We start from the raw sequence: 25,589 nt of genomic DNA, 5'->3' as shown, positions 1-25,589 counted from the left end.
GCCTTGTGGGGCTACTTTAGTAGAATCCTTTTCAAAATATTTAATAAATATTTTGTGAGCGCAACGAGGCAAAGCGTGACGCCGTAAATCAGGACCGCCCTCACAAAGGGATTGGCGGAGTGGTTGAGGAGCTTTCCAAGCAGGCCGCCTCCGGTCAGGTTGACGAACAGGATATGGAAGAGGTAGATCCCGAACGCGCATCCGGATATGCGTGAGATGGCTTGCCTGACACGGCCGGAAAGCCTCTGAAGGCGCCCTTCGAGTGACCTGGCGAGCTGGAAAAGGGAGATGGACATCAGGACGCAAAACGGGGAGGTTATCCCTATGAGATAGTTGTTATAGGGATTCATCTCCGAGCTGCCGAAATAACCGCACTCCAGCAATCCGCCCGCAAACATGAGCACGGCGGAGAGGAGGTATGCACCGACGAAGGGCCAGATTCGTTTTGAGGGACGAACATGCGTGCTGATGTAATAGCCAAGAAGAAAATAAAAGAGGTTCACATTGGAAAACAGCGGCCATCCAAACAACGTCTGGAAATAGGCGGAATCGACGCCCAGGTGGGTCATGAACGGGATGACGATGCTGACGATTAGGCAGAGCGCGAGTATGTACTCCTGCACCCTCTTCCTTCTCGTCATGAGCGAGAGAAGGGGGGTGAGAAGGTAAAGATAGATTATTGCGTAAAGAAACCAGTATATGTCCAGGATTCCGTTAGTCAGAAACCTGGTGAGGAAGTCGCCTGCGCTCGCCACCCCTTCAAAGCTCTCGGCGTCAAAAAACGAATGCGGGAAGGTGCAGAGCAGCAGGTATGCGAAAAGAGACGCAAGAAAGAGCGAGACGCCTACCCTGAGGAGCCTCCTTTTTAGGAAGGTCCGCGTTGAGTATCTGCTCCGGTAGCCGATCAGGTTCATGCCGCTCACCATGAAGAAGATCGGAACGGCGAAGATTGCGAGCGATTGGCTGAGCAATGAGGACAGCCACTGAGAGGAGCGCTCGGGAGAGAAGGCGCCGATGGAGGTGTGCAGCAGTACCACGGCAAAACTGGAAATGATATTGAGTACGTCAACAAAAATGAGCCTGTTGCGACGCTTTTGTGTTGCCGGGGCAGGGCTTTGATCAGATGCGCCCGCAATCGTATCCAAGGTCTCTCTCAAACCAAACTCCGCATCTCGTGTAGAGGGAGCGTTCGCCGTGAGGCTTTCCCACGGAGGCGCTCAGGTGGGTAGCCTGTTTATTCTATTTGGATGCTACGCGACGTCAACGTGGGTGCCCGCCGGGCCCGAGGGGTTCTCGGCTGTGTCCTCAGTCTCTCTTCCAAAGATCGCGCGTGTATACCTTTCGGCTCACGTCCAGGAGCTCATCGCTCCATCGGTTGGCAAGGATGAGGTCGCAGGAGGACTTGAGACTGTCGAGGTCGGTGCAGAGCGGGCATCCGAATGCTTCGTCGCCCGATAGCGTTGGCTCGTAGATGAGCACGTCAACGTTCTTCTCGCGAAGCCTGCTGATGATATCAAGGGTGGAGCTCTGGCGGAAGTTGTCAGAACCCGACTTCATGACGAGGCGATAGATTCCGACGCGCCGGGGGTTGCGTTCGAGCACGGAGTCAGCGATGAAGTCTTTGCGCGTGGCATTAGAGTCAACGATTGCGCGCATGAGGTTCTGTGGGACATCCTCGTAGTTGGCGAGGAGCTGCTTGGTGTCCTTGGGAAGGCAGTATCCTCCGTATCCGAAGGACGGATTGTTGTAGTGGCCTCCGATTCGAGGGTCCAGGCAGACGCCGTCGATGATCTCCTCCGAGCTGAGTCCCTTAGCCTCCGCATAGGTGTCGAGCTCGTTGAAGAACGAGACGCGCAGGGCCAGGTAGGTGTTGGCAAAGAGCTTGATGGCCTCGGCCTCCGTTGAGCCGATGACGCGCGTGGGGACGTCTGTGTCCTCGGCGCCCTGGGCAAGGAGCGCGGCGAACTGCTCGGCGAGGGGACGGTCTTCCGGCTTGGTCATTCCTACGACGATGCGGCTGGGGTGAAGATTGTCGTCGAGAGCATGTCCTTCGCGAAGGAACTCTGGTGAGAAGAGAATGGTCAGCCCTGGGTGGAGCTCCGTAATGCGCCGCGTATATCCAACGGGGATGGTCGACTTGATAACGACGCAGCCCCTTGGGCTGACCTCCGCGACAAGCGACAGGACGCTTTCGATGCTCGAGGTGTCAAAGGAATGGGTCTCGTCATCGTAGTTGGTGGGCGTTGCCACAATGACGATCTCCGCCCAGGAGTAGGCGAGGCGGGCATCTCTCGTTGCGGACAGTGAGGTGGGATGGGTGGCTAGGTACGCCTCGATAAGGGGGTCCGCGATGGGAGAGGTGCCTGCGTTGACGTCGTTCACACGCTCCTCTGAGATGTCTACCGCACGTACCTCGTTGTGACGTGCGAGCAGGCAGGCCAGGGAAAGGCCAACATATCCGAGTCCGGCGACGGCGATGCGCATGGTGCTCCTCTCGGGTGGATAAGCGTATGGTCAAGTATACGCGGTGCCAGGGCGTCAGCTTCCGTCATCGCAGTTGCCGAGATTAAGCCTGTCTCGCGCGAGATTCGTGAGGTACTTCTCGCACTCTTCGAGCGTGGGGAAGTCGGCCGTGTTCACGGGATTGGTCCAGGAGAAGTACTCGTTGAGCGAGGAGGACTCCTTGCCGCCCTTTCCGGGAACGGGCTCCATGGGGAAGGCGAAGTTCGTTCCCAGTGTGGGCGCCACGTCGTTTTTACAGGAGAAGTACCGGATGCCGATGATTCGGGTGGGCAGGTTGAGAAGCCAGTTGAGGCTGCGTCTTGCGTGGTAGAGCGCGGCGCTCGAGTCCCTGAGGAGCTTCTGCGTCGCTTGGACGGAGATGCGGCGCTCCCTTGAAAGAGAGGGGTCGTTGGGGCCCATGCCGCCGCGCGCCATGGCGTTGCGAAGGCTCGTGTACCTCTTGAACTGCTCGTTGACCCGCTCTCTGAGCGTCTCTAGCAGAACCCTTCGCTCCGATGCGCCGGACTCATCGAGCTCTTGTTTGGTCTGTTCGGGGTCAGGATGCGTTGTTTGGACAAAACGAACCGCATCCATGACCATGGCGGCAAGCTGCTGTGACGCGCGCGTAAAGGTATGAAGTGATTCGGGCACGTTGCGGAGCACTTCGGTGAGCTCAGGGTCCAGTTGATCATAGAGGCCCGACAGCTTGTCCATGGTTGGCGTGAAGGCCATCATGAGCTCCGTGATGCCCTCCTCCTGGTGGAGGGGGATCTCGGCACGTTCTCTCTCCGTTGTGGGTCCGGTTGGCCCGGGGCCGTTCCCACGTGGCCCGCCGCCTCCGTTAGGGGGTAGGGTGGCGCCACCGGGCCCGGAGGACTGCATCCTGATCCACTGCATGAGGAGCTGGGGAAGGACGTATTCGTCCGCGTATGGGCTACCGGGGTGCGCTCGTACGAACGAGCAGCCGGCAAGCAGGGGGAACCAGATGAGATAGTTCTGCACGGCGCGTCCGCTGAGCCGTTCAACGGAAGTGCTTGTTTTCGAGCGAGGGCTCTCCACGTTTAGGTCGAAGTCTCGTGGGCGTATGCCAAGCTCGATAATCCCAAGCTGGAAGCCCCTGTTTAGCTGAAAGAGGGCGACAATGGCGGAAGAGGCGCCTCCTGACTCCCTTTGCGCGAGCGTGAGGCTGTCGGTGAGGTAGAGGGTCGGATACCCGGGGATGCTGTATCGGTTGGTGCCGATAAGGTGACGACAGCTCGTCGAGGGGTGGAAGATCTCCTTTCGGGGGTAGACGAGCCCCTCGTCTATGAGCCTCATCCGGAAGAGGCAGTTGGCTTGAGTTGAGTCTTTGAGCGAAGCCCTCGGCATCTCATGCGTTCTGCTTATTTCCGTCATAAGACGGTCGAACTTGTTAAAGGCACTGGCGGGGAGACCTCGGTGATACTCTGCGAGCACGTTGAGAAGCCCTGTGCAGAGCGTCTCGACAGGACTTTCCGGGACAAGGTTTGTGTTGGCAGGCTTTTTCTTGTCGGCAGTATTGGCTGGCTCCGGTTTGGCGTCGGCGCCATCGGACTCCGATGCTGGGGTGCCGGCATCTGCCCCGTGCCGCATGGCGTCGTTGGCCTCGCGCAGCTTTTTCAGGTAATGATCCAAGAGCGCTTTGAGCGAGCCCGTGTACTCCTCGGCCTGCGTGCTCCGATGGGGAAGTGAGAGCTTCTCGTCATAGCGTCGCGACTCGTGGTCGTCTGCAGGAACGGTAAAGACACGTTCGAGCAGCTCCTGCGTCTTCGGTTCGCTGCAGCGGTACTTCTTGGGTGAGACGCTCTTTCCATCGGGCATGCGGGCCTCCTCGGATGGTTTGTCCGCTCTTCAGTTTACGCTCAATCGGAGGAGTCTGGCTGTGGTGTCGCTGGCTCGGCGCGGGCCCCATGGGGCCGACCGTCCTCACCTGCGCGCGTCCGACCTTCCCAGCAGCACCCCCAGCACCACGAGGGCGGAGCGCTCGTCGTAGACGGGATAGGTGTAGGGGCTTTCGCCGTGGACCTCCCGCTGCGTGATGCCCAGGCGGGCGCCGAGCTCGGTGACGAACCAGTTCTCCTTGCCGGTCTCCTCCCAGGTCCGTCGCTCGATGAGGCCGGCCTCGCCGAGGAGGGCGTTGGCCTGTGCGGTGGAGATGCGACCGCGAACGAGCCCCTGCTCGGAGAGGGCGGCGAGGACCTTGCTGAGGGCGACGGGGCTGGCCTCCTGGGTGCTGGGCGCGGGGTCTTGCTGTTCGGCGACGGGAGGCCTCGCGTCCGGCTCGGCGGTTGGTGCGGGGCCTTGGCCCGTGACGGCCGGTGCCTCCGCCTGGGGTGCCGCCTCGGTCTGACTTGCCCCCGCAAAGTCGCAGGGGCCCTCAAGGGCAAACCGGTTCACGACGCTCATGACCGCCCCGGTGTCGGAGCGGCGGGCCTGCGCGCCAAAGACGATGAAGAGGTCCTTTGCGCGCGAGACGGCCACGTTCATGAGCTCGGGGTTCGCGTTGATGAAGCTCGCGTCCGCCGCCCCCTCCCCGTAGGTTGCGGAGAAGAGGACCACGGGCAGCTCGGCTCCCTGCAGGCTGTGGGCGGTGCCCACGGTGATGCCGGCGAGCCCCTTGTCGAGCTCGCGCAGCCTCCGTCGTATGAGCCGTGCCTGTGCGCTGAAGGGCGTCACCACGCCCACGACCTTCTCGACGGGCTTCTTGTAGACCTCCTCCAGCGTGGCTCGCTGGCGCGCAACCCACTCCGCGATGGACGAGGCCTCGGCAGAGTTGCTCCGGCTCGAGCCCGCCCGACGGTCCTCGCTCCCGGGGACGAGCCTGAAGAGGAACGGGCGCTCGGACAGGCGTCGCCCCGGGTCGTCCGGGCCCTCGGTCCGCGAGGGCACGAGCTTCCCGTCATAGACGAGCTCGCTGCAGAACTCGATGATGCCGCGGACGCAGCGATAGTGCTCCTCGAGGAAGAGCCCCGCCTCGCGCGGGGAGTGCCGCCAGGCGCAGGCGTGCGCGGCGGCGCGCATGAGGCTCGACGGCTGCGAGCAGGTGAGCCCGGCCTCGGCGAGCGCGTCCCATTCGGTCGGGGCGATGCCATGGTCCTGTGCCACGCCCTGGTCCTCACAGGGGTCGAAGGACCAGATCGGTGCCAGCTGGTGGACGTCGCCCACCACGACGGCGCGCCGGGCAAACGCGAAGGCGGGCAGCGCCACGGGCGTGTTCACCTGCCCCGCCTCGTCGACGATGAGCAGGTCGATGCGCCCATAGTCGTTGCGGTCCGTCCCTCCCTCACGAAGCGTGAAGTAGCGGGGCGCCTGGTAGAGCGTCATCACGAAGCAGGGGGTGAGGCTGGCCGCCTGGGACCAGTAGCGGTCTCGGACGGCGGGCGTGTTCTTGAAGCGGTCCTCCTCGGGGATGATGCCCTCGTCGCCCGGCGCGGCGCAGGCCATGAGCCAGCGGAACTCGTAGTAGTGGACGGCGAGCCAGAAGGCCACATAGCGCAGGGTGGTGTCGAGCGCCTCGTCAAGGGAGCGAAACCAGTCGGGGCTCTGCCCGGGCAGGGTGTCCCTGAAGGCCCCCTCCACCCGTTGGCTTCCCGCGTAGGGCTCGTGGGAGAGCAGGCCTTCGGCTTGGCTCAAGGCGTCACCGAGGCCCCTCAGGGCCTCCGGGTCCCGACCGCCCCGGCCGGCGCAGTCCCACCCCGTGGCAAGAACCGAGCGGCGCGCGCGGTCAACCCGCTCGAGGCGCTCCCTGAGAAGGCGCGCGGCCTGCCTGGGCGAGGAGACGCCGATCCCAAGGTACTCCGAGGCGCGGGAGAGGGCGAAGGCGCGTGCCGCCTCGACGTAGCCCGCCTCGGAGTACTCCGCATAGACGCCGCTGCGGTTGGTCTGCTCGACGAGGTAGCCGCGCTCGCGCGCCTCCTGGGCCTTTGCCCTCGAGGGGCAGTAGGCGGCGATGCCCGCGAGCGGCTCCTCGTGACCGTTGCCCGCCTGAGGAAGCCAGCGGGCGTCGAGCAGGCCATGGTCCTTTGGCGCGACGCTGCCAAAGGAGTCGATGACGTTTGTGACCGCCTGGTTGTTGGTCGAGGTGCACACGACGACGGGCGACGGCCCTCCCTCGAGCGCGCGCCCCACAAGGGCCGTGGCGACGATCGACTGGAGGAGCGTGGTCTTTCCCGTGCCCGGGGGTCCGCTCACCGCGAGCACCTCGCCCTCGGCGAGGGTGGCCCCCGCATGGGCCGCCACCCGCTGCGACCGGGCGAGCGGAAAGCGCGCGCTCATGGTGCCCAGCGAGGCGAGCGCGTTCTCGAGCTGGCGCGCACCGGCATCCACCTGGCCGGCGTTGACGGTGCCCTGGGACGTCGGCGAGGCGGGGGAGACCATGCGGTCAAAGAGCGGGTGGGCCGCGTCCCGTTTGCCGGAGAGGATGCGGTCGTAGGCGGCGATGATGGGGGCGTTCGCGTTGATGCGCTCGAGGGGGCGGACGAAGAAGGCCTGCTCCTCGAGCGTGGCCTGGGCCTCCTCCGCCTGACGGTCAAGGGGCTCCTCCCCGGGAGAGGGCGCCGTGAGGAGGTGGAGGAACTTCCGGCCGTAGGCAAGATAGTCTCCCCACTCCTGGGAGTCGTTGGCAAGGCTTCGCTCCGGCGCGAGCGAGCGCCGGACAGACCAGAAGCGCTCGAGCGGTGCAATCATGACCTCGCGCTCTTCCGTTCCGGCCGAGGACAGTCGCTCGCGCGGTGCCCAGGCTTCGTCCTGGGAGAGGTCGAAGGCGAGGGTGCCGTCGCTTCTCAGCTGGGCGGGAAGCATGATCAGGCCGCGCCAGACGGGCTTGCGGCTCCGCTGGTCGGTCTCCCGGAGGGAGAGCAGCGAGATGACGATGGGGATGGGGGCCTTGGAACCGTGCGCCCCCGAGCGCCGGGCGACCTCAAAGAGCCGGGCCGTCTTCTCGTCCGCAAGGCATCCGGACTCCAGTTCCTCGCCATCGAGCGCAAGGAAGGCGCCCGTGTCCTCGGAGAAGTCGACGGGCGTCAGCTGGTCCAGCACGAGTGCGGCCCTCAGGTACTCCGTGATGGATCGTTCCGGCTCCCCCATGGTGGCCTCCCGCCTCTTGCCCGTGTTTTTCTGACGATATACCATCGCAGTGCCGCGAATGTGCGCAGTTTGCCCCTTTTGGTAGTGAACTGCCGCCGGAGATGTGCAATAACCGCGTTCTGGTAGTGGGAAAACCCGCCGTTCAGGCGCAGATGGTTTTAATTTTGTTGCCAATCCAGGGCGTTTGCGCAACTCGTGCCGGCTCAGGTCTCGGAATGCCACTGCCAGAAGAGGGTTTCTGCACATCGACGAGGCCGCTTCACTACCAGAAGGCCCGTTCTGCGCGCTGTCGCGTGGGCGTCCCGCCGTCCCGCCCTCCGAGAAGGCATCGGCCCCGCCCTTCGCGCCCGCACGGGCCCGCCCAGGCGAGCCGCGAGCCCGCCCGCATCCCCGCCGCGCGGCGCAGGCGCCTCCGTGGGCTATCCTGTCAGCAGGTCAAGAGAGAGGAGACCCCATGCCCGTCGTCCACACCTACTGCTCGGAGGCCATCCCGCCCGCCGCCCGCCTTGCCCTGAAGGAGGCCTACGGCCGCGCCATCGAGGCTATTCCCGGGAAGTCCGAGGCTTGGCTCATGTGCCTCTTCGACGAGTCGACCCCCATCTACTTTGCGGGGGATGACTCGGCCCCCTCGGCCTACGTCGAGGTGGGCGTCTTCTCCCGCGGCGAGGTTCCCTCGTCCGCGTGGGAGCGCTTCACCGAGGAGGTCACGCCGGTGATCGCCCGCGAGCTCGGCGTGGGCCCTGCGCGACTCTACCTAAGCTACGGGGCGACCGCCAACTTTGGCTGGAACGGGGCGAACTTCTGATGGCGGGGGTGCCCCTTCCGGATGCGGAGCGCCTTGCCGCCTTCGATGCGTTTGCGGCCGACGTGCGCGCCGAGCTCGACGCCACGCGGGCGCGCATGGACGAGCTCGCCGCCCAGGGCAGGGTGAAGACGGCGACTTACCGGCAGCTTTTTGCGGCGCGCGTCACGCTCAGGGAGATCGACGCCCGCCTCGCCGTGCGGGGTCTCTAGGCCTGCGGCCCCGGCCTCACTGCCTACTCCGTCGGAGCGAACTGCGCCTCGTAGATGCGCCGGTAACGGCCTCCCGCGGCAAGCAGCTCCTCGTGCGTCCCGCGCTCGGCGATCACGCCGTCGGCTATGACGCAGATGAGGTCCGCGTCACGTACGGTGGAGAGGCGGTGCGCCACGACGAAGCTCGTCCGGCCCTCCATGAGCCGCGCGAGCGCCCGCTGTACCAGGAGCTCGGTGCGGGTGTCGATGTTGGACGTGGCCTCGTCGAGGATGAGCATGCTCGGACGCGCGAGCATCACGCGTGCGATGCACAGGAGCTGCAGCTGCCCCGCGGAGAGCGAGGCGGAGCCGTCGAGAACGGTGTCATAGCCCTGCGGCAGCCGCATGACGAAGTCGTCCGCATAGGCCTCGCGGCATGCGGCGCGCACCTCCTCGAGCGTGGCGTCGGGGCGCCCCATGCCCACGTTTTCGCGGACGGTGGCCCTCCGCACCCACGAGTCCTGCAGGACCATGCCCCATGCGCCGCGCAGGCTCTCGCGAGTCCAGGATCGGACGTCGCGGCCGTCCACCATCACGGCGCCCCCGCTCACGTCGTAGAAGCGCATGATGAGGTTGATGAGCGTCGTCTTTCCGCAGCCCGTCTCGCCTACGAGCGCGATGCGCTGGCCGGGACGCACCGCAAGGTCGACGTCGCGCAGCACCGGACGACCGGGCTCGTACCCAAAGGCCACGTGGTCCAGTCGCACCTCGCCGCGCGGCTCGGCCAGCACGGCGGCGTCCGCCGCGTCCGGCTCCTCGGCCGGCTCGTCGATGAGCTCGAAGAGCCGCCGCGCGCACGCCACGGAGTTCTGCAGCTCCGTGGCCACGCCGGAGATGTCGTTGAAGGGCTTGGCGTACTGGTCCGCGTAGCCGAGGAACGCCGAGAGCCCGCCCACCGTGATTCCGCCCGCCATGGCCACGAACGCCCCAAAGATGCCGATCGCGGCGTATACGAGCGCGTTGGCAAAGCGCGTGGTGGGGTTCACGAGGGACGAGAAGAAGACCGCCTTGAAGCTCTCCTGCCCCAGCTCCGCGTCCGTGCGGGCAAACCGCTCCCGAACGGCCTCCTGCACCTGGAAGGTCTCGACGGCGGAGATCCCGCCCACCATCTCCTCGACGTAGGCGGTGAGCTCGCCGCGCAGGCGCGTCTGGCCGGAGAAGTGCCTCGCGCTGTGCGCGGCGATGAACCGCGCGGTGAAGATGGAGATGGGCGTGAGCAGCGCCACCACGGCCGCGATGGCGGGGTTCAGCACGAACATGAAGACGAGCGTGACCACGATCGTGAGGATACCCACGGGCAGCTGCTGGAAGGCCATGAGCAGGCCGTTGGTGAGCTGGTCGGCGTCCGTGACGATGCGGCTCGCCAGGTCGCCGTGCCCGTGGGAGTCAAGGTAGGAGAGGGGGAGCTCCTGGAGGTGGTCGAACGCCCGGCAGCGCAGGCTCAGGACCGCGCCAAAGGCGAGCCGGTTGGTCACGGCGGTGAGCGCCCACTGGCAGGCCGCCGTCGCCCCGAGCGCGCACGCAATCAGGGCGAGCGCGCGGAACAGCCCCGAGAAGTCCACCTGCCCCGGCCCCACGACGCAGTCGACCGCGCGCCCCGAGAGCACCGGGAGCAAGAGCGTGCCCACCACGACGGCCACGGCAAGGAGCCCCGCCGCGAGCACGCTGCCCGTCCGCCCCGAGAAGAGCCCGGCAATGCGCCGGACCGTCGCGTCCCCGCTCACCGCGGCCTTCCCGCGCAAGCCCCTCATCGCGCCACCTCCTCGGCCGTGAGCTGCGACTCGCAGATCTCCCGATAGACCGGGCACCCCTCGAGCAGCTCCTCATGGGTGCCCAGCCCCACCTGGCGCCCTCCGTCAAGAACGAGGATCTGGTCGGCGTGGCGGACGGCGGCGACGCGCTGCGAAATCGTGACGACGGCCGTCCCCGCGCAGTCGTGACGGATGGCGCGCCGCAGCGCGGCGTCCGTGGCAAAGTCGAGCGCCGAGGACGCGTCGTCAAGGATGAGGACGCCCGGCCGCCGCGCGAGCGTCCGCGCTATGGCGAGCCGCTGTCGCTGGCCCCCGGAGAAGTTGCGCCCGAACTGCTCGACCTCGGCCTCGAGGCCGCCCTTCCCCTCGACGACTCCCGCGGCCTGCGCCGTGGCGAGCGCGCCCGCGAGGGCCGCCTCGTCCGCCTCCGGGTCCCCCCAGCGCAGGTTTGACCCGACGGTGCCCGAGAAGAGCGTCGCCCCCTGCTCCACGAGCGAGACGACGCGCCTGAGGCTCTTCCGCGTGAGGCCGCGAACGTCTTCTCCCCCCACGCGGACCGTGCCCGCGCTCGCGTCGTAGAAGCGCATCGCCAGGCTCGCGAGCGTGGACTTGCCCGAGCCCGTGCCGCCGATCACGCCGAGCGTCCCGCCCGCCGCCAGGGAGAAGCTCACGTGGGAGAGCGCGCGCCCCGCCCCGTCGGGATAGGTGAAGCTCACGTCGTCGAAGGCCAGCGCGGGAGCGCCCGCCGGGAGCCCGGCCTCGCCCGCGCCGTCGGAGAGCGACGGCCGCGTCTCAAAGACCTCGTTCAGGCGCCGCGCGCAGGCCGACGCCTTGGAGAGCAGCACGATGAGGTTGGTCAGCTTGAGGAGCTCGACGAGCGCCTGGCTCACGTAGCTCACCAGCGCGACGAGCTGGCCCTGCGTGAGGTTGCCCACGTTCACCTGGAGCCCGCCCACCCAGAGCAGCGCGATGAGGCCGCAGTTGATGGTGACGTAGGTGAGCGGGTTCACAAGGCCGGAGAGGTAGCCCGTCGAGACCTGCCGGTCGCGCACGGTCCCGGCGACCTCCGCAAAGCGCCCCCGCTCGTCCGCCTCGCGCCGAAACGCCCGCAGCACCCGGACGCCCTCGAGGCTTTCCGTGGTGCGCAGGAGCACCTCGTCGAGGCCCTGCTGAATCGAGCGGTACCGCCCGGTGGTGACGCGCATGAACCCCATGATGAGCGCCCCCGAGACCAGCACGGCGGCAAGCAGCGCCGCGCCCTCCGGCCCGTCCACCAGAAACGCCGCCACCACGGTGCCAAAGGTCACGAAGGGCGAGCGCAGGATGAGCCTGAAGAACATGTTGAGCCCGTCCTGGACCTGCTGCGAGTCGTTGGTGATGCGCGTGACGAGGGTCGCGCGCCCCAGCCGCTCGACGTCCTCGCGCGAGAGCGTGAGGACGTGCGCGAAGAGGTCATCGCGCAGCGCGGTCCCGAAGGCCGAGGCAAGCTTGGAGCAGAAGTACTGCGCCGTGACGGCGACCGTCCAGGCAAAGACGCCCATGAGCACGAGCAGTGCGCCGTGGGCGAGCACGTACGATGCGTCGCGGTTCGCGATGCCCACGTCGATGACCTGCGCCATGACAAGCGGAACGAGGAGCTGGAGCAGCGCCTCCAGCATCTTGAACAGCGGGGCGAGCACGCACTCTGCGTAGTGTCCCGCGAGGTAGCGCCTGAGCTTGAACATGCAGCCTCCGAGAAGAACGTAAACCCGCACAATTCTAGCGCGCCGCCCGCGCCGAGGTCCTTCTCGCCCCCTCCGCAGGGAGTGGCCTTACCCTCCGGACATGCGTAGCTTACCGTTTCCGGACATCGCCGTTTGCGCGTCATATAAGTTGAACCATCGGATACGTGGCTGCCGAAAAGCGCGCAAAATGACGGGAAATCCCCGTCTACGCATGGTCCAGAGCATGCGTAGACGGGGATGTCCGACAATCCCAGGTTGCGTATCCGCCCGCGCCCCGCGGCGCCTACTCGCCGAGAAGGACCTTGCTCGGCGTGATGGGCAGCGCGCGCACGTAGCGGCCCGTCGCGTGGGCCACGGCGCTCATGATGGCGGGCGACGGCGTGTTGATGACGACCTCGCCGATGGACTTGGCGCCGAAGGGCCCCGTGGGCTCGAAGCTCGGCATGAACTCCACGCGCGGCTCGGGCACGTCCAGGCGGCAGGGCAGCTTGTAGGTCATGAACGACCCGGTGCGCAGGCGCCCCTTCTCGTCGCGGGAGACGTCCTCGGTGAGCGCCATGCCGATGCCCTGGGCGATGCCGCCCTCGGCCTGCACGCGCGCGAGCGCCGGGTTGATGACGGTGCCGCAGTCCACGACGGCCGCGTAGTCGGTCACGCGCACGAGGCCCGTGGCCTTGTCGACCTCGACCTCGGCGATGCCGGCCATGTAGGGCGGGGGCGAGGTGGGCTGGGCGTTGGTGCCGTGGCCCTCGAGCATGCCGGGGTTGAGGCCAAAGCCGATGAGCCTGTTGGCGAGCGCCGCGACCGTCATCTCCTGCTCGGCGCCGTCCGTGCCCACGCAGCGTATGGACTCGCCGTCGAACTCCACGTCGTCGGCCGTCACGCCCCACACGCGCGCCGCCTGCTCGCGGATCTGCCGGATGAGGTCCTCGGCCGCGCGCACGACGGCGCCGCCCGTGGTGTAGGTGCCGGAGGAGGCGTAGGCGCCGGTGTCGAAGGGGGAGGTGTCGGTGTCCACGCCCTTGGTGACGATGCGGTCCACGCCGCAGCCCAGCGCCTCGGCCGCCATCTGGGCAAGGATCGTGTCCGCGCCGGTGCCCACGTCGGTGGCGCCGATGGAGAGCACGTAGAAGCCGTCGTCCTCCAGGCGGATGTCCACGTTGGCGATGTCCACCATCGCGATGCCGGAGCCCTGCATGGTGAGGGCCACGCCCAGGCCGCGCACCCGGTCGCCGAGGTCCTCGCAAAGCGGCCGGTCGCGCCAGCCCACCAGGTCCATCGCGCGCCCGAGGCACTCGTCGAGGCGGCAGCTGTAGAGGTGCTCGTCGTTCAGCTGCCAGAGGGTCTCGCCGGGCTTCACGAGGTTCTTGAGGCGCAGCTCGCACGGGTCCATGCCAAGCTCGTCGGCAAGCTCGTTCACCGCGGACTCCACGGCAAAGCAGCCCTGCGTGGCGCCGTAGCCGCGGTAGGCGCCGCCCGGCGTGGTGTTGGTGTAGACCACGTCGTAGGAGAAGCGGCTCGCCACGGCGTGGTTGTAGATGGGCAGCGCCTTGCCGCCGGCGAGCGTCACCGTGGTGGTGGCGTGGTAGCCGTAGGCGCCGGCGTTGGAGAGAACGGAGAGGTCGATGGCCTCAATCGTGCCATCGCGCCGCGCGCCCACGCGCACCGTGAGGCGCATCTCGTGGCGCGTGTTGGAGCAGCACATGGTCTCCTCGCGCGTGTAGGTGCACACGCACGGCCGCCCGGTCCTCATCGCGGCAAAGGCGGCGAAGGCCTCGTTGCAGCCGCTCTGCTTGGCGCCAAAGCCGCCGCCCACGCGCGGCTTGATGACGCGCACCTGGTGCTTGGGCAGGCCCAGCGCCGTGGCCACCTGGCGGCGGATGTGGAAGGGCACCTGGGTGGAGCTCACCACGGTCACGCGGCCGAAGGCGTCGGTGTAGGCAAAGGAGCGGAACGTCTCCATCATGGCCTGCTCGGTGGCCTGGGTGCGGTAGGTGCGCTCGATCACCACGTCGGAGGCGGCAAAGGCGGCGTCGAGGTCCCCGTGGACGCGCTCGCCGTGCGCCACGAGGTTGCGGCTGGGGTCGCCGGACTTGTCGCCGCCGGGGGTCCAGTCGTCCTCGTCGTGGACCACGACCTCGGCGTCGAGGGCGTGGTCCATGGAGATCACGGCGGGGAGCACCTCGTAGGACACCTTCACGGCGCGCACGGCCGCGTCGGCCGCCTCGGCGGTCTCGGCCACGACGATCGCCACCTCGTCGCCCACGTAGCGCACGTGCCTGTCGAGAAGGACCGTGTCGTAGGGGCTCGGCTCGGGGAAGGACTGCCCGGCCAGCGTGAAGCGGTGGTGCGGCACGTCGTCCGGCCCAAAGACGGCCACGACGCCGGGGATGGCGCGCGCCGCCTCGGCGTCGACGGCGGTCACGAGGGCGTTGGCGTGCTTGGAGCGCACGAGCCTCACCACGAGCGCGTCCTCGGGCGCGAGGTCGGCGGTGTAGACGGGCCTGCCGGCGAGCAGGGCCTCGGAGTCCTTCTTGGCCACGGGGCGCGCGATCTCGCGGTGCTTCTCGCCCGACTCCGTGGTGGCGTCGGCGGGCACCTCGCGGGGCGGCAGCTCGCCGCCGTTTTCGTGGCGCGCGAGGAAGCGGCGGATCGCGCGCATCTGGCCCGCGTAGCCCGAGCACCGGCAGAGGTTGCCGGAGAGGTAGCGGCGGATGGTCTCGTCGTCGGCGTCCGGGTGGGCGCGGTCGAGCGCGAGCACCGCGACCTCCATGCCCGGCGCGCAGAAGCCGCACTGCTCGGCGCCCTCCTCGGCGAGGCAGCGGGCGAGCAGCTCGCGCTCCGCGCCCATGCCCTCGAGGGTGGTGACCTCGCGGCCGTCCACGCGCGCCATGAGGACGGAGCAGGAGAGCACGGGCTCGCCGTCCAGGAGCACCGAGCACAGGCCGCAGTTGGAGGTCTCGCAGGCGCACTTCACGGACTTCGCGCCGTGGGCGCGGCAGAAGTCGAAGAGGGTCATGTCGGGGCGGACGTCCTCGGCGAGGCGGCGCCCGTTGAGGGTGAGGGTGACTAGCATGCGGCGGCCTCCTTGGCGGACGCGGCCTCGATGGCACGGCGGATGAGGGCGGGGGTCACCGAACGACGCCACTCGGCGGTCGCGCGCAGGTCGGAGCCAAAGTCGAGGCTCTCGGCGAACGCGCAGACGGCGTCGAGCTCGGCGGGCGAGAAGCGCTCGCGCAGCGGGGTGCGCTCGCCGCCGGTGAGCAGCTGCGCCTTCTTGGGGCGCGCGCCAACGGTGACGTGCCAGGAGCCGCGCCAGCAGGCGGCCGCGACGTTGAGCGCGGAGAAGTCCGTGGCGGCGTTGCGCACGGAGGCGAAGGCCGCACGGTAGGCGTGCTTGCGCACGACGACGTGGGTGAGGACGTCGCGCCCGGCTCCGCGCTCGACGAAGGGGATGATGGGCATCGTGCCGGCCCCCACGAGCTCGACCTCGGTGTCCAGGGCGAGCAGCGCGCAGACCACGTCCGAGAAGCCCATGCGCGAGAAGACCGAGCCGCCGACGGTGGCGAGGTTGCGGAACTGGGTGCCCACGATGTCGCGGACCGCCTCGGCGAAGACGCCGCCCGTGGCCGCGCTGAAGGCCTCGTGGCGCTCGAGCTGGCCGAGGGTCACCATGGCGCCGATGCGGAAGGCGTCCTCGGTCTCCTCGATGCGGTCGAGCCCACAGCGGGAGAGGTCGATGCCGAGCGGCGCGGTGCGGTCGGCGAGGCGCAGCCACATCATGCCGCCCACGACGGTGGCGAGCCGGTCCTCCCGCAGGAGGTCGTAGGCCTCCCGTGGGGTCTCGGGGCAGACGTACTTCTGGAACCTGAGCACGTGTCCTCCTCTGGGGTCGTCGGTGTCCCTTTCAGTTTACCGCAGCTATGGGGCGCTGACGTGCCGGGGGCGGCTCGTCGCCCCTGCTGGCGCGCCGAGCCGCTACAATAAACGACGCTACGTCAACAAAGAGGGGAGGGAAGATGCCGGAGGGGACCGTCGAGGCGCGCGGGGTGTCGCACGCGTACGTGCCCGGGCGCCCGGACCTGCGCGGGGTCACGCTCCGCGCGGAGGCGGGCGAGTTCTTGGCCGTGGTCGGCGAGAACGGCTCCGGCAAGACGACCCTCGCGCGCCACCTGAACGCGCTCGTCCCGCTCCAGCGAGGGGAGCTCCGCGTGGCGGGCATCGACGCCTCCGACCCGCGCCGCGCCTGGGAGCTCCGCCGCGCCTGCGGGATGGTCTTCCAGAGCCCCGAGAACCAGTTCGTCTCGTCCGTGGCGGCCGAGGACGTCGCCTTTGCGCCGCGCAACTTCGGCGCCACCCCCGACGAGGCCCGCGCCGCCGCCTCCCGCGCGCTCGCCGCGGTGGGCCTCTCCGGCTTCGAGCGCCGCGACGTCCACGCGCTCTCCGGAGGCCAGCAGCAGCGCGTGGCCCTTGCGGGCGCCCTCGCGGCGGACCCGGACGTCCTCGTCCTCGACGAGGCGACCTCCATGATCGACCCGCAGGGCAGAGACGAGCTCGTCCGCGCGGTCCTTCTCGCCCGCGCGCGGCGCGGCACCACCGTCGTCTGGATCACGCACGACATGGAGCTCGCCGCCCGCGCCGACCGCGTGGCGGTCATGGCCGCGGGGGAGGTCCTGGCGGTGGGCCGCCCCGAGGAGCTGCTCTCCGACCGGGCCCTGCTCGAGAGGGCCGGGCTCGAGCCGCCCCTCGCGGCGAGGGTCTGGGAGGGGCTCGTCGCCCGCGGCGCGGCGTCCGGTCCCGCGCCGGTCACGGTGGAGGGGCTGGTGAGCGCGCTGTGCGGCTGAGGCTTGAGGGCGTGGCCCTCTCCTTCGAGGGCGCCCGCGGCGAGAGGAACCGTGCGCTCGACGACGTCACGCTCGAGGTGGGGCCCGGTGTCACGGGCCTCATGGGGAGGACGGGCTCGGGGAAGTCAACGCTTCTCGAGGTCATGGCCGGCGCGCTCCGCCCGGACGCGGGCCGCCTTCTCGTCGACGGCCGGGACGCCCTGCGCGGGCCCGGCGCCCGCGCGCTCGCCGCGTCGGTGGGGCTCGTCTTCCAGCTGCCCGAGCGCCAGTTCTTCGAGCCCACCGTCGAGCGCGAGGTCTCCTTCGGGCTCCTCGCGCGGGGCGTGGCCCCCGACGAGGCCCGCGCGCGCTCGGCGCGCGCCCTCGCGCTCATGGGGCTCTCCCTGGACGGGCTCGCGGGCCGCTCGCCCTTCTCGCTCTCCGGCGGCGAGCGGCGGCGCGTGGCCATTGCCTCGGTGCTCGCCCTCGGGCCGCGGCTGCTGCTGCTCGACGAGCCCACGGCCGGGCTCGACCCGCGCGCCCGCGCGGCCTGCCTCGAGGCGGTGCGCGCGGCCGGCGCGGCGGGCGCGACCGTTGTCATGGCGAGCCACGACGCCAACGCCCTCGCGGCCGTGGCCGACCGCGTCGTCGCGCTCGAGGGCGGGCGCGTGACGCTCGACGGCCCCGTGCGCGAGCTTCTGGGGGACGCGCCGCTCATGCGCGCCCACGGCCTCGAGCCCGCCTGCGCCGCCCGCGCGGCCTCCGCGCTCGCCCGCGCCGGCCTTTCGGTCACGGGGTCCCCGCTCACGGCCGACGAGCTCGCCGAGGCCGTCTGCCGCGCCCTCGGCGCCGGGGGCTCCCGCGGGGTCGTCTCCGGGGGCCGCTCGTGAGGGCGCCCGCGGGATACGTCTGGGCGGACTCGCCGCTTCACCGGATGCCCGCCGCGCCCAAGCTCTGCGGGCTTGTCGCGTGCGTGGCGCTCGTGGTCCTCGCCTCGACGCCCGTCGAGCTCGGCGTCGTCGCGGCGGGGGTGGCCGCGCTCGTTGCCGCCTCGCGCGTGGGCTGGCGCGCCGCCGGTCGGGCCGCCTGGGGGATGCGGTGGTTCCTCGCCCTGGTGCTCGCGCTCAACGCGCTGCTCTTCAGCGAGGTCGACCCGCTCCTTGCGCTGGGCCCCCTCCACCTCACCGTGGCGGGCCTCGCCCAGGGAGGCCGCGTGGTCGCGCGCACGCTGCTCGTCGTGGTGCTGGGGTCGCTCCTCACCGCGACGACCCGTCCCCAGGAGCTCGTCGACGGCGTGCGCGCGCTCCTCTCGCCGCTCGCGCGGGTCGGGGCGCCCGTGGACGCGGCGGCGCTCGCCGTGGGGGTTACGGTGCAGTTTGTGCCCACGCTCCTCAGGGAGAGCCACCAGCTCATGCGCGCCCAGGCGCTCAGGTGCGGTGCCGTCGCGTCGCGTGGTATTATGCGACGTGCCGTCAGTTATGTGCGGCTGCTCGTACCCATCTTCGTATCCGCAATGCGCCGGGCGGACGAGCTGTCCGTCGCCATGGAGGCGCGCGGGTACCGGCTGTCCCCGCCGCGCGGGGCCGCGCGGGCGGGAGAGAAGGAGACACGCCCATGAGCCAGGTCAAGAGAGTCGTCATTGCCGCGGTGTGCGCCGCGCTCGGCATCGTGCTGCCGATGGCCTTCCACTCCATTCCCAACGCGGGCGCCACGTGGCTGCCCATGCACATCCCCGTGATGATCTCCGGTCTCGTGGCGGGCCCGGCGGCGGGCGCGGCCACCGGGGTCCTCGCGCCGGTGCTCTCGAGCGTGCTCACGGGCATGCCCGCCGCGCCGATCCTGCCGGCCATGACCTGCGAGCTTCTTGTCTACGGGCTCGTGTCCGGGCTGCTTGCCCGCGTGGTGCGCACCGGGCGCGAGAGCGTGGACCTCTACGTCTCGCTCGTGGGCGCGATGCTCGCGGGGCGCGTGGCAAACGGCCTGCTCCAGGCGCTCGTTTTCTCCGCGGGCTCCTACTCCCTGCCCGTGTGGCTGACCGCCTCCTTCGTGACGGGGATCACGGGGATCGTGCTCCAGCTCGCGGTGGTGGTGCCGATCGTGGTCTCGCTCGAGCGCGCGGGGCTCGTTCCGCCGCGCTACCCCGACGCCGCGTAGCGGCCGGCTGAGATGACGCCGAGACGGCCCGGTCCCGCCGCCGTGCGGGGCCGGGCCGCTTTCTTGCGCACGGGAGAGGCGGCGTGCCGCGGTTCTTCTCGCGCGCGACGTTGCCGCAACGTGACTTTGCGCGAGTTATCTTTTGCAGCTCACAGAAACTCACGCTTTGCGCCGCCGGGGCGTGAGTTTGAGTGAGCTCTCTCTCAGCTCACAGAAACTCACGCTTCGGCAAGCAGAGCGTGACTTCGGATGAGCTTTCTCTCGCGACTCACAGAAGATCACGCTTCGAGCGAGAAAAACGTGACTTTGCATGAGCTTTCTCTCGCGACTCACAGAAACTCACGCTTCGGCAAGCAGAGCGTGACTTTGAGCGAGTTTTCGCTCGCAACTCACAGAAGATCACGCTTCGAGCGAGAAAATCGTGACTTCGGGTGAGCTTGCGCACGCAGCTCGCAGAAACTCACGCCCCGGGCGAGAAAACGTGACTTTGCGTGAGCTTGCGCACGCAGCTCACAGAAACTCACGCCCCGGGCGAGAAAAGCGTGACTTCGAGTGAGCTTTTGCTCCGAGCCGTCGGCGCGCGGTTCTTCTCGCCCGGCGCTAGCCCTGCCGAGCGAAGAACGCGAGGGCGTTGCCCGCGCAGATCCTGGCGCAGAGGTCCTCGCCAAAGCGGTCGGTGAGGAGGCGCTGAAAGGCGGGCATGGTCGCGGCGCCGTCGAGGAAGGGCGGGACGTCGGTGCCGTCGTAGTCGCTCCCCAGGGCGACGACGTCCTCGCCGCCGAGGTCGAGCCAGTGCTCGATGTGCGCCGCGACCTCGTCAAAGCCGACCTGGCCCGGCTCCTTTGCGAGAAAGGCCGGGCAGAAGTTGAGGCCCACGAGGCCCCCGCGGTCCCTGATCTCGAGGAACTGCCGGTCCGTGAGGTTGCGCGGGTGGTCGCAGACGGCGCGCGCGTTTGAGTGGCTTGCCACGAGCGGGCGCCGCGAGCGCGCGAGGACGTCCTCCAGGGACTCGTCGTTGAGATGGGAGACGTCAAGGGTCACCCCCGCCCGCTCCATCTCCCGGAGCGCCTGCGCGCCGAGGTCGGTGAGGCCGGCGTGGGTGTCGTGCCCGCTCGCGAGGGGGCCGCAGGCGTTCCAGCTGAGGGACGCCATGACGAGCCCCTCCTCCGCGAGGCGCGCAACGAGCCCCAGGTCAGCGGCAAAGAGCCGGGCGTTCTCTATGGTGCGCACGGCGACGAACCCGCCCCTGGCGAGGGCGGGCGCCACGTCGGCGGCCCCGTGCGCGAGGGTCACCGCGCCCGGGTTCTTCCCGACCTCGCGGGTGATGTGGGAGGAGACGTGCTCGTAGAAGCGGACGGCCTGCTCGGGGGAGAGCTCGTCGGGCACGAAGCAGGCGAGGCACTGCGCCCAGGGCGTCGCGCCGACCTGCTCGAGCGAGAGGTGGCAGCGGTTGCGCGCGAGGTCGCGGCAGGCCTCGGGGTCGGTCTCGTCGCCGGGGCCGTAGAAGTCCTGCCCGCACGCCGCGCGCAGGTCCTGGGGGAGCGACTGCCACGCGAGGCGGTCGGCGGTGTCGCAGTGCAGGTCAAAGACAGGAAGCGTCATGGGTCCCCCTGGTGTGCGCGGCGGTTGGCGGGTGGTTCCTGTACGGGAGTCTAGCAGTTGGGCGGGCCTTCCCGCGCCGCCGGCCAGCGCTCTCATGTGGGAACGTTTCCCGCCCGTTGCGGGAACGCTTCCGGCACGTGGCGGTCCTGCAACGCGCAGGTGGCGAGCGCGTAGCGTTTTGGTCTCGTTTTTCTCGCCGGCGGGAAGGGGCTCGTAGACTCGCCGGTGAGCCACGAAAAGAGGGGAGTCCCATGAGCCAGAACCAGCGACCGCGCGGCCTCTACCGGCCCGAGTACGAGCACGACGCCTGCGGCATCGGCGCCATTGCCCACCTGCACGGGCATCGAAGCCACCGCACGCTCGACGACGCGCTCTCCGTGCTCGTGAACCTGGAGCACCGCGGGGGCAAGGGCCTCGAGAAGAACACCGGCGACGGCGCGGGCGTGCTCTTCCAGGTGCCTCACCGCTTCTTCCGCAAGGAGGCCCAGAAGGAGGGGCAGCTCCTGCCCGACGAGGGCGACTACGGCGTCGCGATGCTCTTCCTGCCGCACGACGACGCGGCCGGGCTCGCCGCGGCGCGGCAGGTCTTTGAGCGGGGCTGCGCCGAGTGCGGCGTGCCGCTCATGTTCTGGCGCGCGGTGCCGGTGGACCCGCACGACCTGGGCTCCACGGCGCGCGCGTGCATGCCGGCCATCTACCAGGCGTTTCTGCGCCGTCCGGAGGACGTCGCCCGCGGTCAGGACTTCGAGCGCCGGCTCTACGTCACCCGGCGCACCATCGAGCGCGCGGCCGACGCCGAGCCCGCGCTCGAGGGCAAGATCTTCTACGTGTGCAGCATGTCCAGCCGCACCATCGTCTACAAGGGCATGCTCGTGGCCACCCAGATGCGCCGCTTCTACCTGGACCTGAACGACGCCGCGGTGGAGACGGCGCTGGCGCTCGTGCACTCGCGCTACTCCACCAACACCACGCCCTCCTGGGAGCGCGCGCACCCCAACCGCTACCTCATCCACAACGGCGAGATCAACACCCTGCGCGGCAACGTGAGCTGGATCCGCGCCCGCGAGCCGGGGCTCTACTCGCCGGTTCTGGGCTCGGACCTCGAGCGCGTGATGCCGATCATCAACCGCGAGGGCTCGGACTCCGCGATTCTGGACAACGTGCTTGAGTTCCTCGTCATGAACGGCCGCCCGCTTGACCGCGCGGTCTCGCTCATGATGCCGGAGCCGTGGGACAAGAACCCCGCGCTCAGCGAGAGGCGCCGCGCCTACGACGCCTACCAGTCCATGCTCATGGAGCCCTGGGACGGGCCCGCGGCGGTGGTCTTCACCGACGGGCGCACGCTGGGCGCCGCGCTCGACAGAAACGGCCTGCGCCCCGCGCGCTACTACGTGACGCGCGACGACCGCCTCATCCTCTCCTCGGAGGTGGGCGCCATTGACGTGGAGCCCGAGAACATCCTTCGCACGGGGTGCCTCGGCCCCGGGGAGATGCTCGAGGTGGACACGGCGCACGGTCGCGTGGTGGGCAACGACGAGATCAGGGACCGGCTGGCGGCCGAGAAGCCCTATGCGGACTGGCTGCGCGAGGAGGCCGTGGACGTGGCGGAGCTGCCGCTGCCGGCCGCGGGGGCGGAGGCGCCCGCGGCCCCGACGCCCGCCGTCCCGGCGCCCGACCCCGCCGCGTTTGTCGCGAGGGCGGCGGGGATGGGGTGGCACTACGACGAGGTCGACGAGGTCGTGCGGCCCATGGCGGAGCGGGGCTCGGCGCCTCTGGCCTCCATGGGCACCGACGCGCCGCTCGCGTGCCTCTCCGCGCGCCCGCGCTCCTTCTTCGACTACTTCCACCAGCTCTTCGCGCAGGTCACCAACCCGCCCATCGACGCCCTGCGCGAGGAGGTCGTCACGAGCACCACGCTCTACCTCGGCAACCACGGCAACCTCCTCGAGGACAGCCGCGACGCCTGCCGTCTCGTGCGGCTGCCGGGTCCGGTCCTTTCCGACGACGACCTCCGGCGCCTCTGCGCCATCGACCGGGCGGGCTTCTCGGTGGCCCGCGTGCGGGCGACCTACCCGTCCGAGGGCGGCCCGCACGCCCTCTCCCACGCGCTTAAGAAGATCGCCCGTGAGGCCGAGGAGGCCGTGCGCGCCGGTGCCAACATCGTCGTGATCTCCGACCGCGCGGGCGCCGGCGAGGAGAGCGTCCCTTCGCTTCTGGCCCTTGGCCGCGTGCACAACCACCTCATCCGCTGCGGGGTGCGCACCCGGGCCGACCTCGTCGTGGAGACGGGCGACGCCCTGAGCCCGCACGACCTCGCCTGTCTTGTGGGCTACTCGGCCTCCGGCATCAACCCCTACCTCGCCCACGACTGCATCCGGGACCTCTGCGCGCGCGGCGAGCTCGCCCTCGACCCCGAGTGCGCCCTCGCCAACTACGACCGCGCCCTCACGGCCGGGATCGTCTCCATCATGTCCAAGATGGGCATCTCCACCATGCAGGGCTACCACTCCGCGCAGATCTTCGAGATCTTGGGCCTCTCCGAGGAGCTCGTCGAGAAGAACTTCTCGCACACCGCCACGCGCGTGGGCGGCCTCACCGAGGACGACCTCCAGCGCGCGCTCGCCGAGCGCCGCGCCGAGGCCCGCGCCGTGGCCGCGTCGCGCGCCCCCGACCAGCTCCCCACGCTCGGCCTTGCCACCTGGCGGCCCGCGGGCGAGGAGCACCTCATCGACCCCAAGGCCATCTACCTCCTGCAGCGCGCCTGCCGCGAGGGGGACTACGGCCTCTTCAAGGAGTACGCCGCCTGGGTCCACCGCCCCGGCCGTGCCGTCACCCTGCGCGACCTCATGGGCTTCTCGCCCGCCGGCGCGCCCGTGCCGCTGGAGGAGGTGGAGCCCGTCGAGAGCATCGTGCGCCGCTTCAACACCGGCGCCATGAGCTACGGCTCCATCTCGCGGGAGGCCCACGAGTGCCTGGCCATCGCGATGAACCGCCTGCACGGCCGCTCCAACACCGGCGAGGGCGGCGAGGACCCGGCTCGTGAGACGCCGCTTCCCAGCGGCGACTCCCGCCGCTCGGCAATCAAGCAGGTGGCCTCCGGCCGCTTTGGCGTCACGAGCCGCTACCTCGTCTCGGCCGACGAGATCCAGATCAAGATGGCCCAGGGCGCCAAGCCCGGCGAGGGCGGCCACCTGCCCGGCAAGAAGGTCTACCCCTGGATCGCGGAGGTGCGCCAGTCCACGCCGGGCGTGGGGCTCATCTCGCCGCCGCCGCACCACGACATCTACTCGATCGAGGACCTGGCCGAGCTCATCTTTGACCTCAAGTGCGCGAACCCCCGCGCCCGCGTGTCCGTGAAGCTCTGCGCCCTCGCCGGCGTGGGCACCATCGCCACGGGCGTGGCCAAGGGAGGGGCCGACAAGATCCTCGTCTCCGGGCACAACGGCGGCACGGGCGCCGCGCCGCGCGACTCCATCTACCACGCCGGCATCCCCTTTGAGATCGGCCTGGCGGAGACGCAGCAGACGCTTCTGCGAAACGGCCTCCGCAGCCGCGTGGTCCTGGAGACCGACGGCAAGCTCATGAGCGGGCGCGACGTGGCGATCGCCGCGCTTCTCGGCGCCGAGGAGTTCGGCTTTGCCACGATGCCGCTCGTGGCCATGGGCTGCCTCATGCAGCGCGACTGCCAGCGCGACACCTGCCCGGCGGGCATCGCCACGCAGGACTGCCGGCTTCGCTCGCGCTTCTCGGGCGCGCCCGAGCACGTCGAGAACTTCATGCGCTTCGTGGCCGAGGACCTGCGCGAGGTCATGGCGCAGCTGGGGTTCCGGACGGTGGGGGAGATGGTGGGGCGCGCCGACTGCCTGCGCCAGGTCCCCGTGGAGGGGAAGGCCAACTGGAGGGCCAACCTCCTCGACCTCTCCGACCTGCTCGCCCCCGGTAGCTGCGAGTTCGGCCGCGCCATCCCCGGCGCGGACGCCCCGCACGCGCTCCCCGAGATGGCGCCTGACCTGGAGCTCGGCCGCACGCTCGACGCCACGCTCCTCGTGCCCTACACCGCCTCGGCCCGCGCGCACCTGACGCCCATCCGCCTGCGCGCCGACATCGCCAACGTCAACCGCTGCGTGGGGACGCTCCTTGGCAGCGAGGTCACGCGCCAGCACCCGGAGGGCCTGCCCGAGGGGTCGATCACCGTGGACTGCGCGGGGTCGGCCGGCCAGAGCTTCGGCGCGTTCCTGCCGGCGGGCGTCACGCTGAACGTCTCCGGCGACGCCAACGACTACTTTGGCAAGGGGCTCTCGGGCGGCGTGCTGTCCGTGCGGCCGGCACAGGGTGCAACCTACAAGTTCGACGAGAACGTCATCGTGGGCAACGTGGCCTTCTACGGCGCCACGGGCGGCCGGGGCTTTGTGAACGGCCTCGCGGGCCAGCGCTTCTGCGTGCGCAACTCCGGCGCCACCGTGGTGGTGGAGGGCGTGGGCGCCCACGGCTGCGAGTACATGACGGGCGGCGTCGTGGTGGTCCTGGGCGAGGTGGGCCCCAACTTCGCGGCGGGCATGTCGGGCGGGGTGGCCTTTGTCTACGACCGGCTGGGGACCCTCGCCGACCGCTGCAACCAGGAGCTCGTCGACCTCGAGCGCCCGGGCGAGAAGGACCTTGCCCTCGTGCGCTCGCTCGTGGAGGAGCACGTGCGGCGCACGGCGAGCCCGCGCGGCATCAAGCTGCTGTATCTGTTCGAGTCCGTGAGCGACCGCTTCGTGAAGGTGGTCCCGCGCGAGTACGGGCGCGTCCAGGCGCTCGTCGAGGAGGCCGAGCGCGGCGGCGCGAGCCACGAGGCCGCGCTCCAGCACGCGTTCGACGTCATGAGGGAGGGCTAG

Annotated in this window: 16 protein-coding genes; 7 read left to right on the top strand and 9 right to left on the bottom strand. The window is 69.4% G+C overall.

The window, feature by feature from the left end; genetic code table 11:
* Positions 1 to 11: 11 nt before the first annotated feature.
* The 4 genes from B5F84_RS02760 to B5F84_RS02745 all read right to left on the bottom strand — a co-directional run bounded on the left by B5F84_RS02760 (position 12) and on the right by B5F84_RS02745 (position 7,650).
* Entirely contained in the window at positions 12 to 1,157 is a 1,146-nt protein-coding gene (locus B5F84_RS02760) for an acyltransferase (RefSeq protein ID WP_087320432.1), read from the bottom strand.
* Between the two features lie 148 nt (positions 1,158 to 1,305).
* On the bottom strand, positions 1,306 to 2,484 hold the full coding sequence (locus B5F84_RS02755) for a nucleotide sugar dehydrogenase (protein WP_087320429.1): 1,179 nt from the start codon (positions 2,482 to 2,484) through the stop codon (positions 1,306 to 1,308).
* 54 nt (positions 2,485 to 2,538) lie between these two features.
* Positions 2,539 to 4,341 carry a hypothetical protein gene (locus B5F84_RS02750; RefSeq protein WP_087320425.1) on the bottom strand — a complete coding sequence of 601 codons (1,803 nt, stop codon included), beginning with the start codon at positions 4,339 to 4,341 and terminating at the stop codon, positions 2,539 to 2,541.
* A 105-nt stretch (positions 4,342 to 4,446) separates the two neighbouring features.
* Positions 4,447 to 7,650, bottom strand: a complete 3,204-nt coding sequence (locus B5F84_RS02745) for a DEAD/DEAH box helicase (RefSeq protein WP_158094464.1) — start codon at positions 7,648 to 7,650, stop codon at positions 4,447 to 4,449.
* A 409-nt stretch (positions 7,651 to 8,059) separates the two neighbouring features.
* Here B5F84_RS02745 and B5F84_RS02740 point away from each other — a divergent pair, with 409 nt between their 5' ends.
* Together B5F84_RS02740 and B5F84_RS02735 are read left to right on the top strand one after the other, a co-directional pair.
* Positions 8,060 to 8,410 (top strand): hypothetical protein, encoded by a 351-nt coding sequence (locus tag B5F84_RS02740; protein WP_087320416.1) that lies wholly within the window; start codon positions 8,060 to 8,062, stop codon positions 8,408 to 8,410.
* The gene (locus B5F84_RS02735) at positions 8,410 to 8,619 is read left to right on the top strand and encodes a hypothetical protein (RefSeq protein WP_087320413.1); all 210 of its coding nucleotides are present in this window, start codon (positions 8,410 to 8,412) and stop codon (positions 8,617 to 8,619) included. Before B5F84_RS02740 ends, B5F84_RS02735 begins: the two co-directional genes overlap by 1 nt.
* Before the next feature lie 23 nt (positions 8,620 to 8,642).
* On the opposite strand, the gene B5F84_RS02730 is transcribed toward B5F84_RS02735, so the two are convergent.
* The 4 genes from B5F84_RS02730 to B5F84_RS02715 all read right to left on the bottom strand — a co-directional run bounded on the left by B5F84_RS02730 (position 8,643) and on the right by B5F84_RS02715 (position 16,009).
* Positions 8,643 to 10,409, bottom strand: coding sequence for an ABC transporter ATP-binding protein (locus B5F84_RS02730; protein WP_087320410.1), 1,767 nt, complete (start codon positions 10,407 to 10,409; stop codon positions 8,643 to 8,645).
* Positions 10,406 to 12,133 (bottom strand): ABC transporter ATP-binding protein, encoded by a 1,728-nt coding sequence (locus B5F84_RS02725; protein ID WP_087320408.1) that lies wholly within the window; start codon positions 12,131 to 12,133, stop codon positions 10,406 to 10,408. The genes B5F84_RS02730 and B5F84_RS02725 overlap by 4 nt, the downstream gene beginning before the upstream one ends.
* A 283-nt stretch (positions 12,134 to 12,416) precedes the next feature.
* Entirely contained in the window at positions 12,417 to 15,209 is a 2,793-nt protein-coding gene (locus tag B5F84_RS02720; protein ID WP_204205481.1) for a molybdopterin cofactor-binding domain-containing protein, read from the bottom strand.
* A complete protein-coding gene (locus B5F84_RS02715) occupies positions 15,203 to 16,009 on the bottom strand; it encodes an FAD binding domain-containing protein (protein ID WP_087320407.1) in 807 nt (268 codons plus the stop codon). Before B5F84_RS02715 ends, B5F84_RS02720 begins: the two co-directional genes overlap by 7 nt.
* Before the next feature lie 143 nt (positions 16,010 to 16,152).
* Between B5F84_RS02715 and B5F84_RS02710 the strand changes: the two genes are divergently transcribed.
* The 4 genes from B5F84_RS02710 to B5F84_RS02695 are packed head-to-tail and all read left to right on the top strand — an operon-like array spanning position 16,153 to position 19,110.
* Entirely contained in the window at positions 16,153 to 16,977 is an 825-nt protein-coding gene (locus B5F84_RS02710) for an ATP-binding cassette domain-containing protein (protein WP_087320404.1), read from the top strand.
* Positions 16,968 to 17,846 (top strand): ATP-binding cassette domain-containing protein, encoded by an 879-nt coding sequence (locus B5F84_RS02705; protein WP_087320402.1) that lies wholly within the window; start codon positions 16,968 to 16,970, stop codon positions 17,844 to 17,846. The genes B5F84_RS02710 and B5F84_RS02705 overlap by 10 nt, the downstream gene beginning before the upstream one ends.
* Complete coding sequence (locus tag B5F84_RS02700; protein ID WP_143786034.1) at positions 17,843 to 18,574, top strand: energy-coupling factor transporter transmembrane protein EcfT; 732 nt, start codon at positions 17,843 to 17,845, stop codon at positions 18,572 to 18,574. Before B5F84_RS02705 ends, B5F84_RS02700 begins: the two co-directional genes overlap by 4 nt.
* Entirely contained in the window at positions 18,571 to 19,110 is a 540-nt protein-coding gene (locus tag B5F84_RS02695; protein ID WP_087320396.1) for an ECF transporter S component, read from the top strand. Before B5F84_RS02700 ends, B5F84_RS02695 begins: the two co-directional genes overlap by 4 nt.
* A 600-nt stretch (positions 19,111 to 19,710) precedes the next feature.
* Here the strand turns inward: B5F84_RS02695 and B5F84_RS02690 are convergent.
* Positions 19,711 to 20,712 carry a membrane dipeptidase gene (locus B5F84_RS02690; protein WP_087320394.1) on the bottom strand — a complete coding sequence of 334 codons (1,002 nt, stop codon included), beginning with the start codon at positions 20,710 to 20,712 and terminating at the stop codon, positions 19,711 to 19,713.
* Positions 20,713 to 20,963: 251 nt separating this feature from the next.
* On the opposite strand from B5F84_RS02690, the gene gltB reads away from it, so the two are divergent.
* Entirely contained in the window at positions 20,964 to 25,589 is a 4,626-nt protein-coding gene (gltB, locus tag B5F84_RS02685) for a glutamate synthase large subunit (protein ID WP_087320392.1), read from the top strand.

Origin of the sequence: Olsenella sp. An290 (assembly GCF_002159535.1) — a bacterium.
GTDB lineage: Bacteria > Actinomycetota > Coriobacteriia > Coriobacteriales > Atopobiaceae > Thermophilibacter.
Note: the sequence above shows the minus strand (reverse complement) of the source record. Positions and strands in the feature narration are given on the sequence as shown.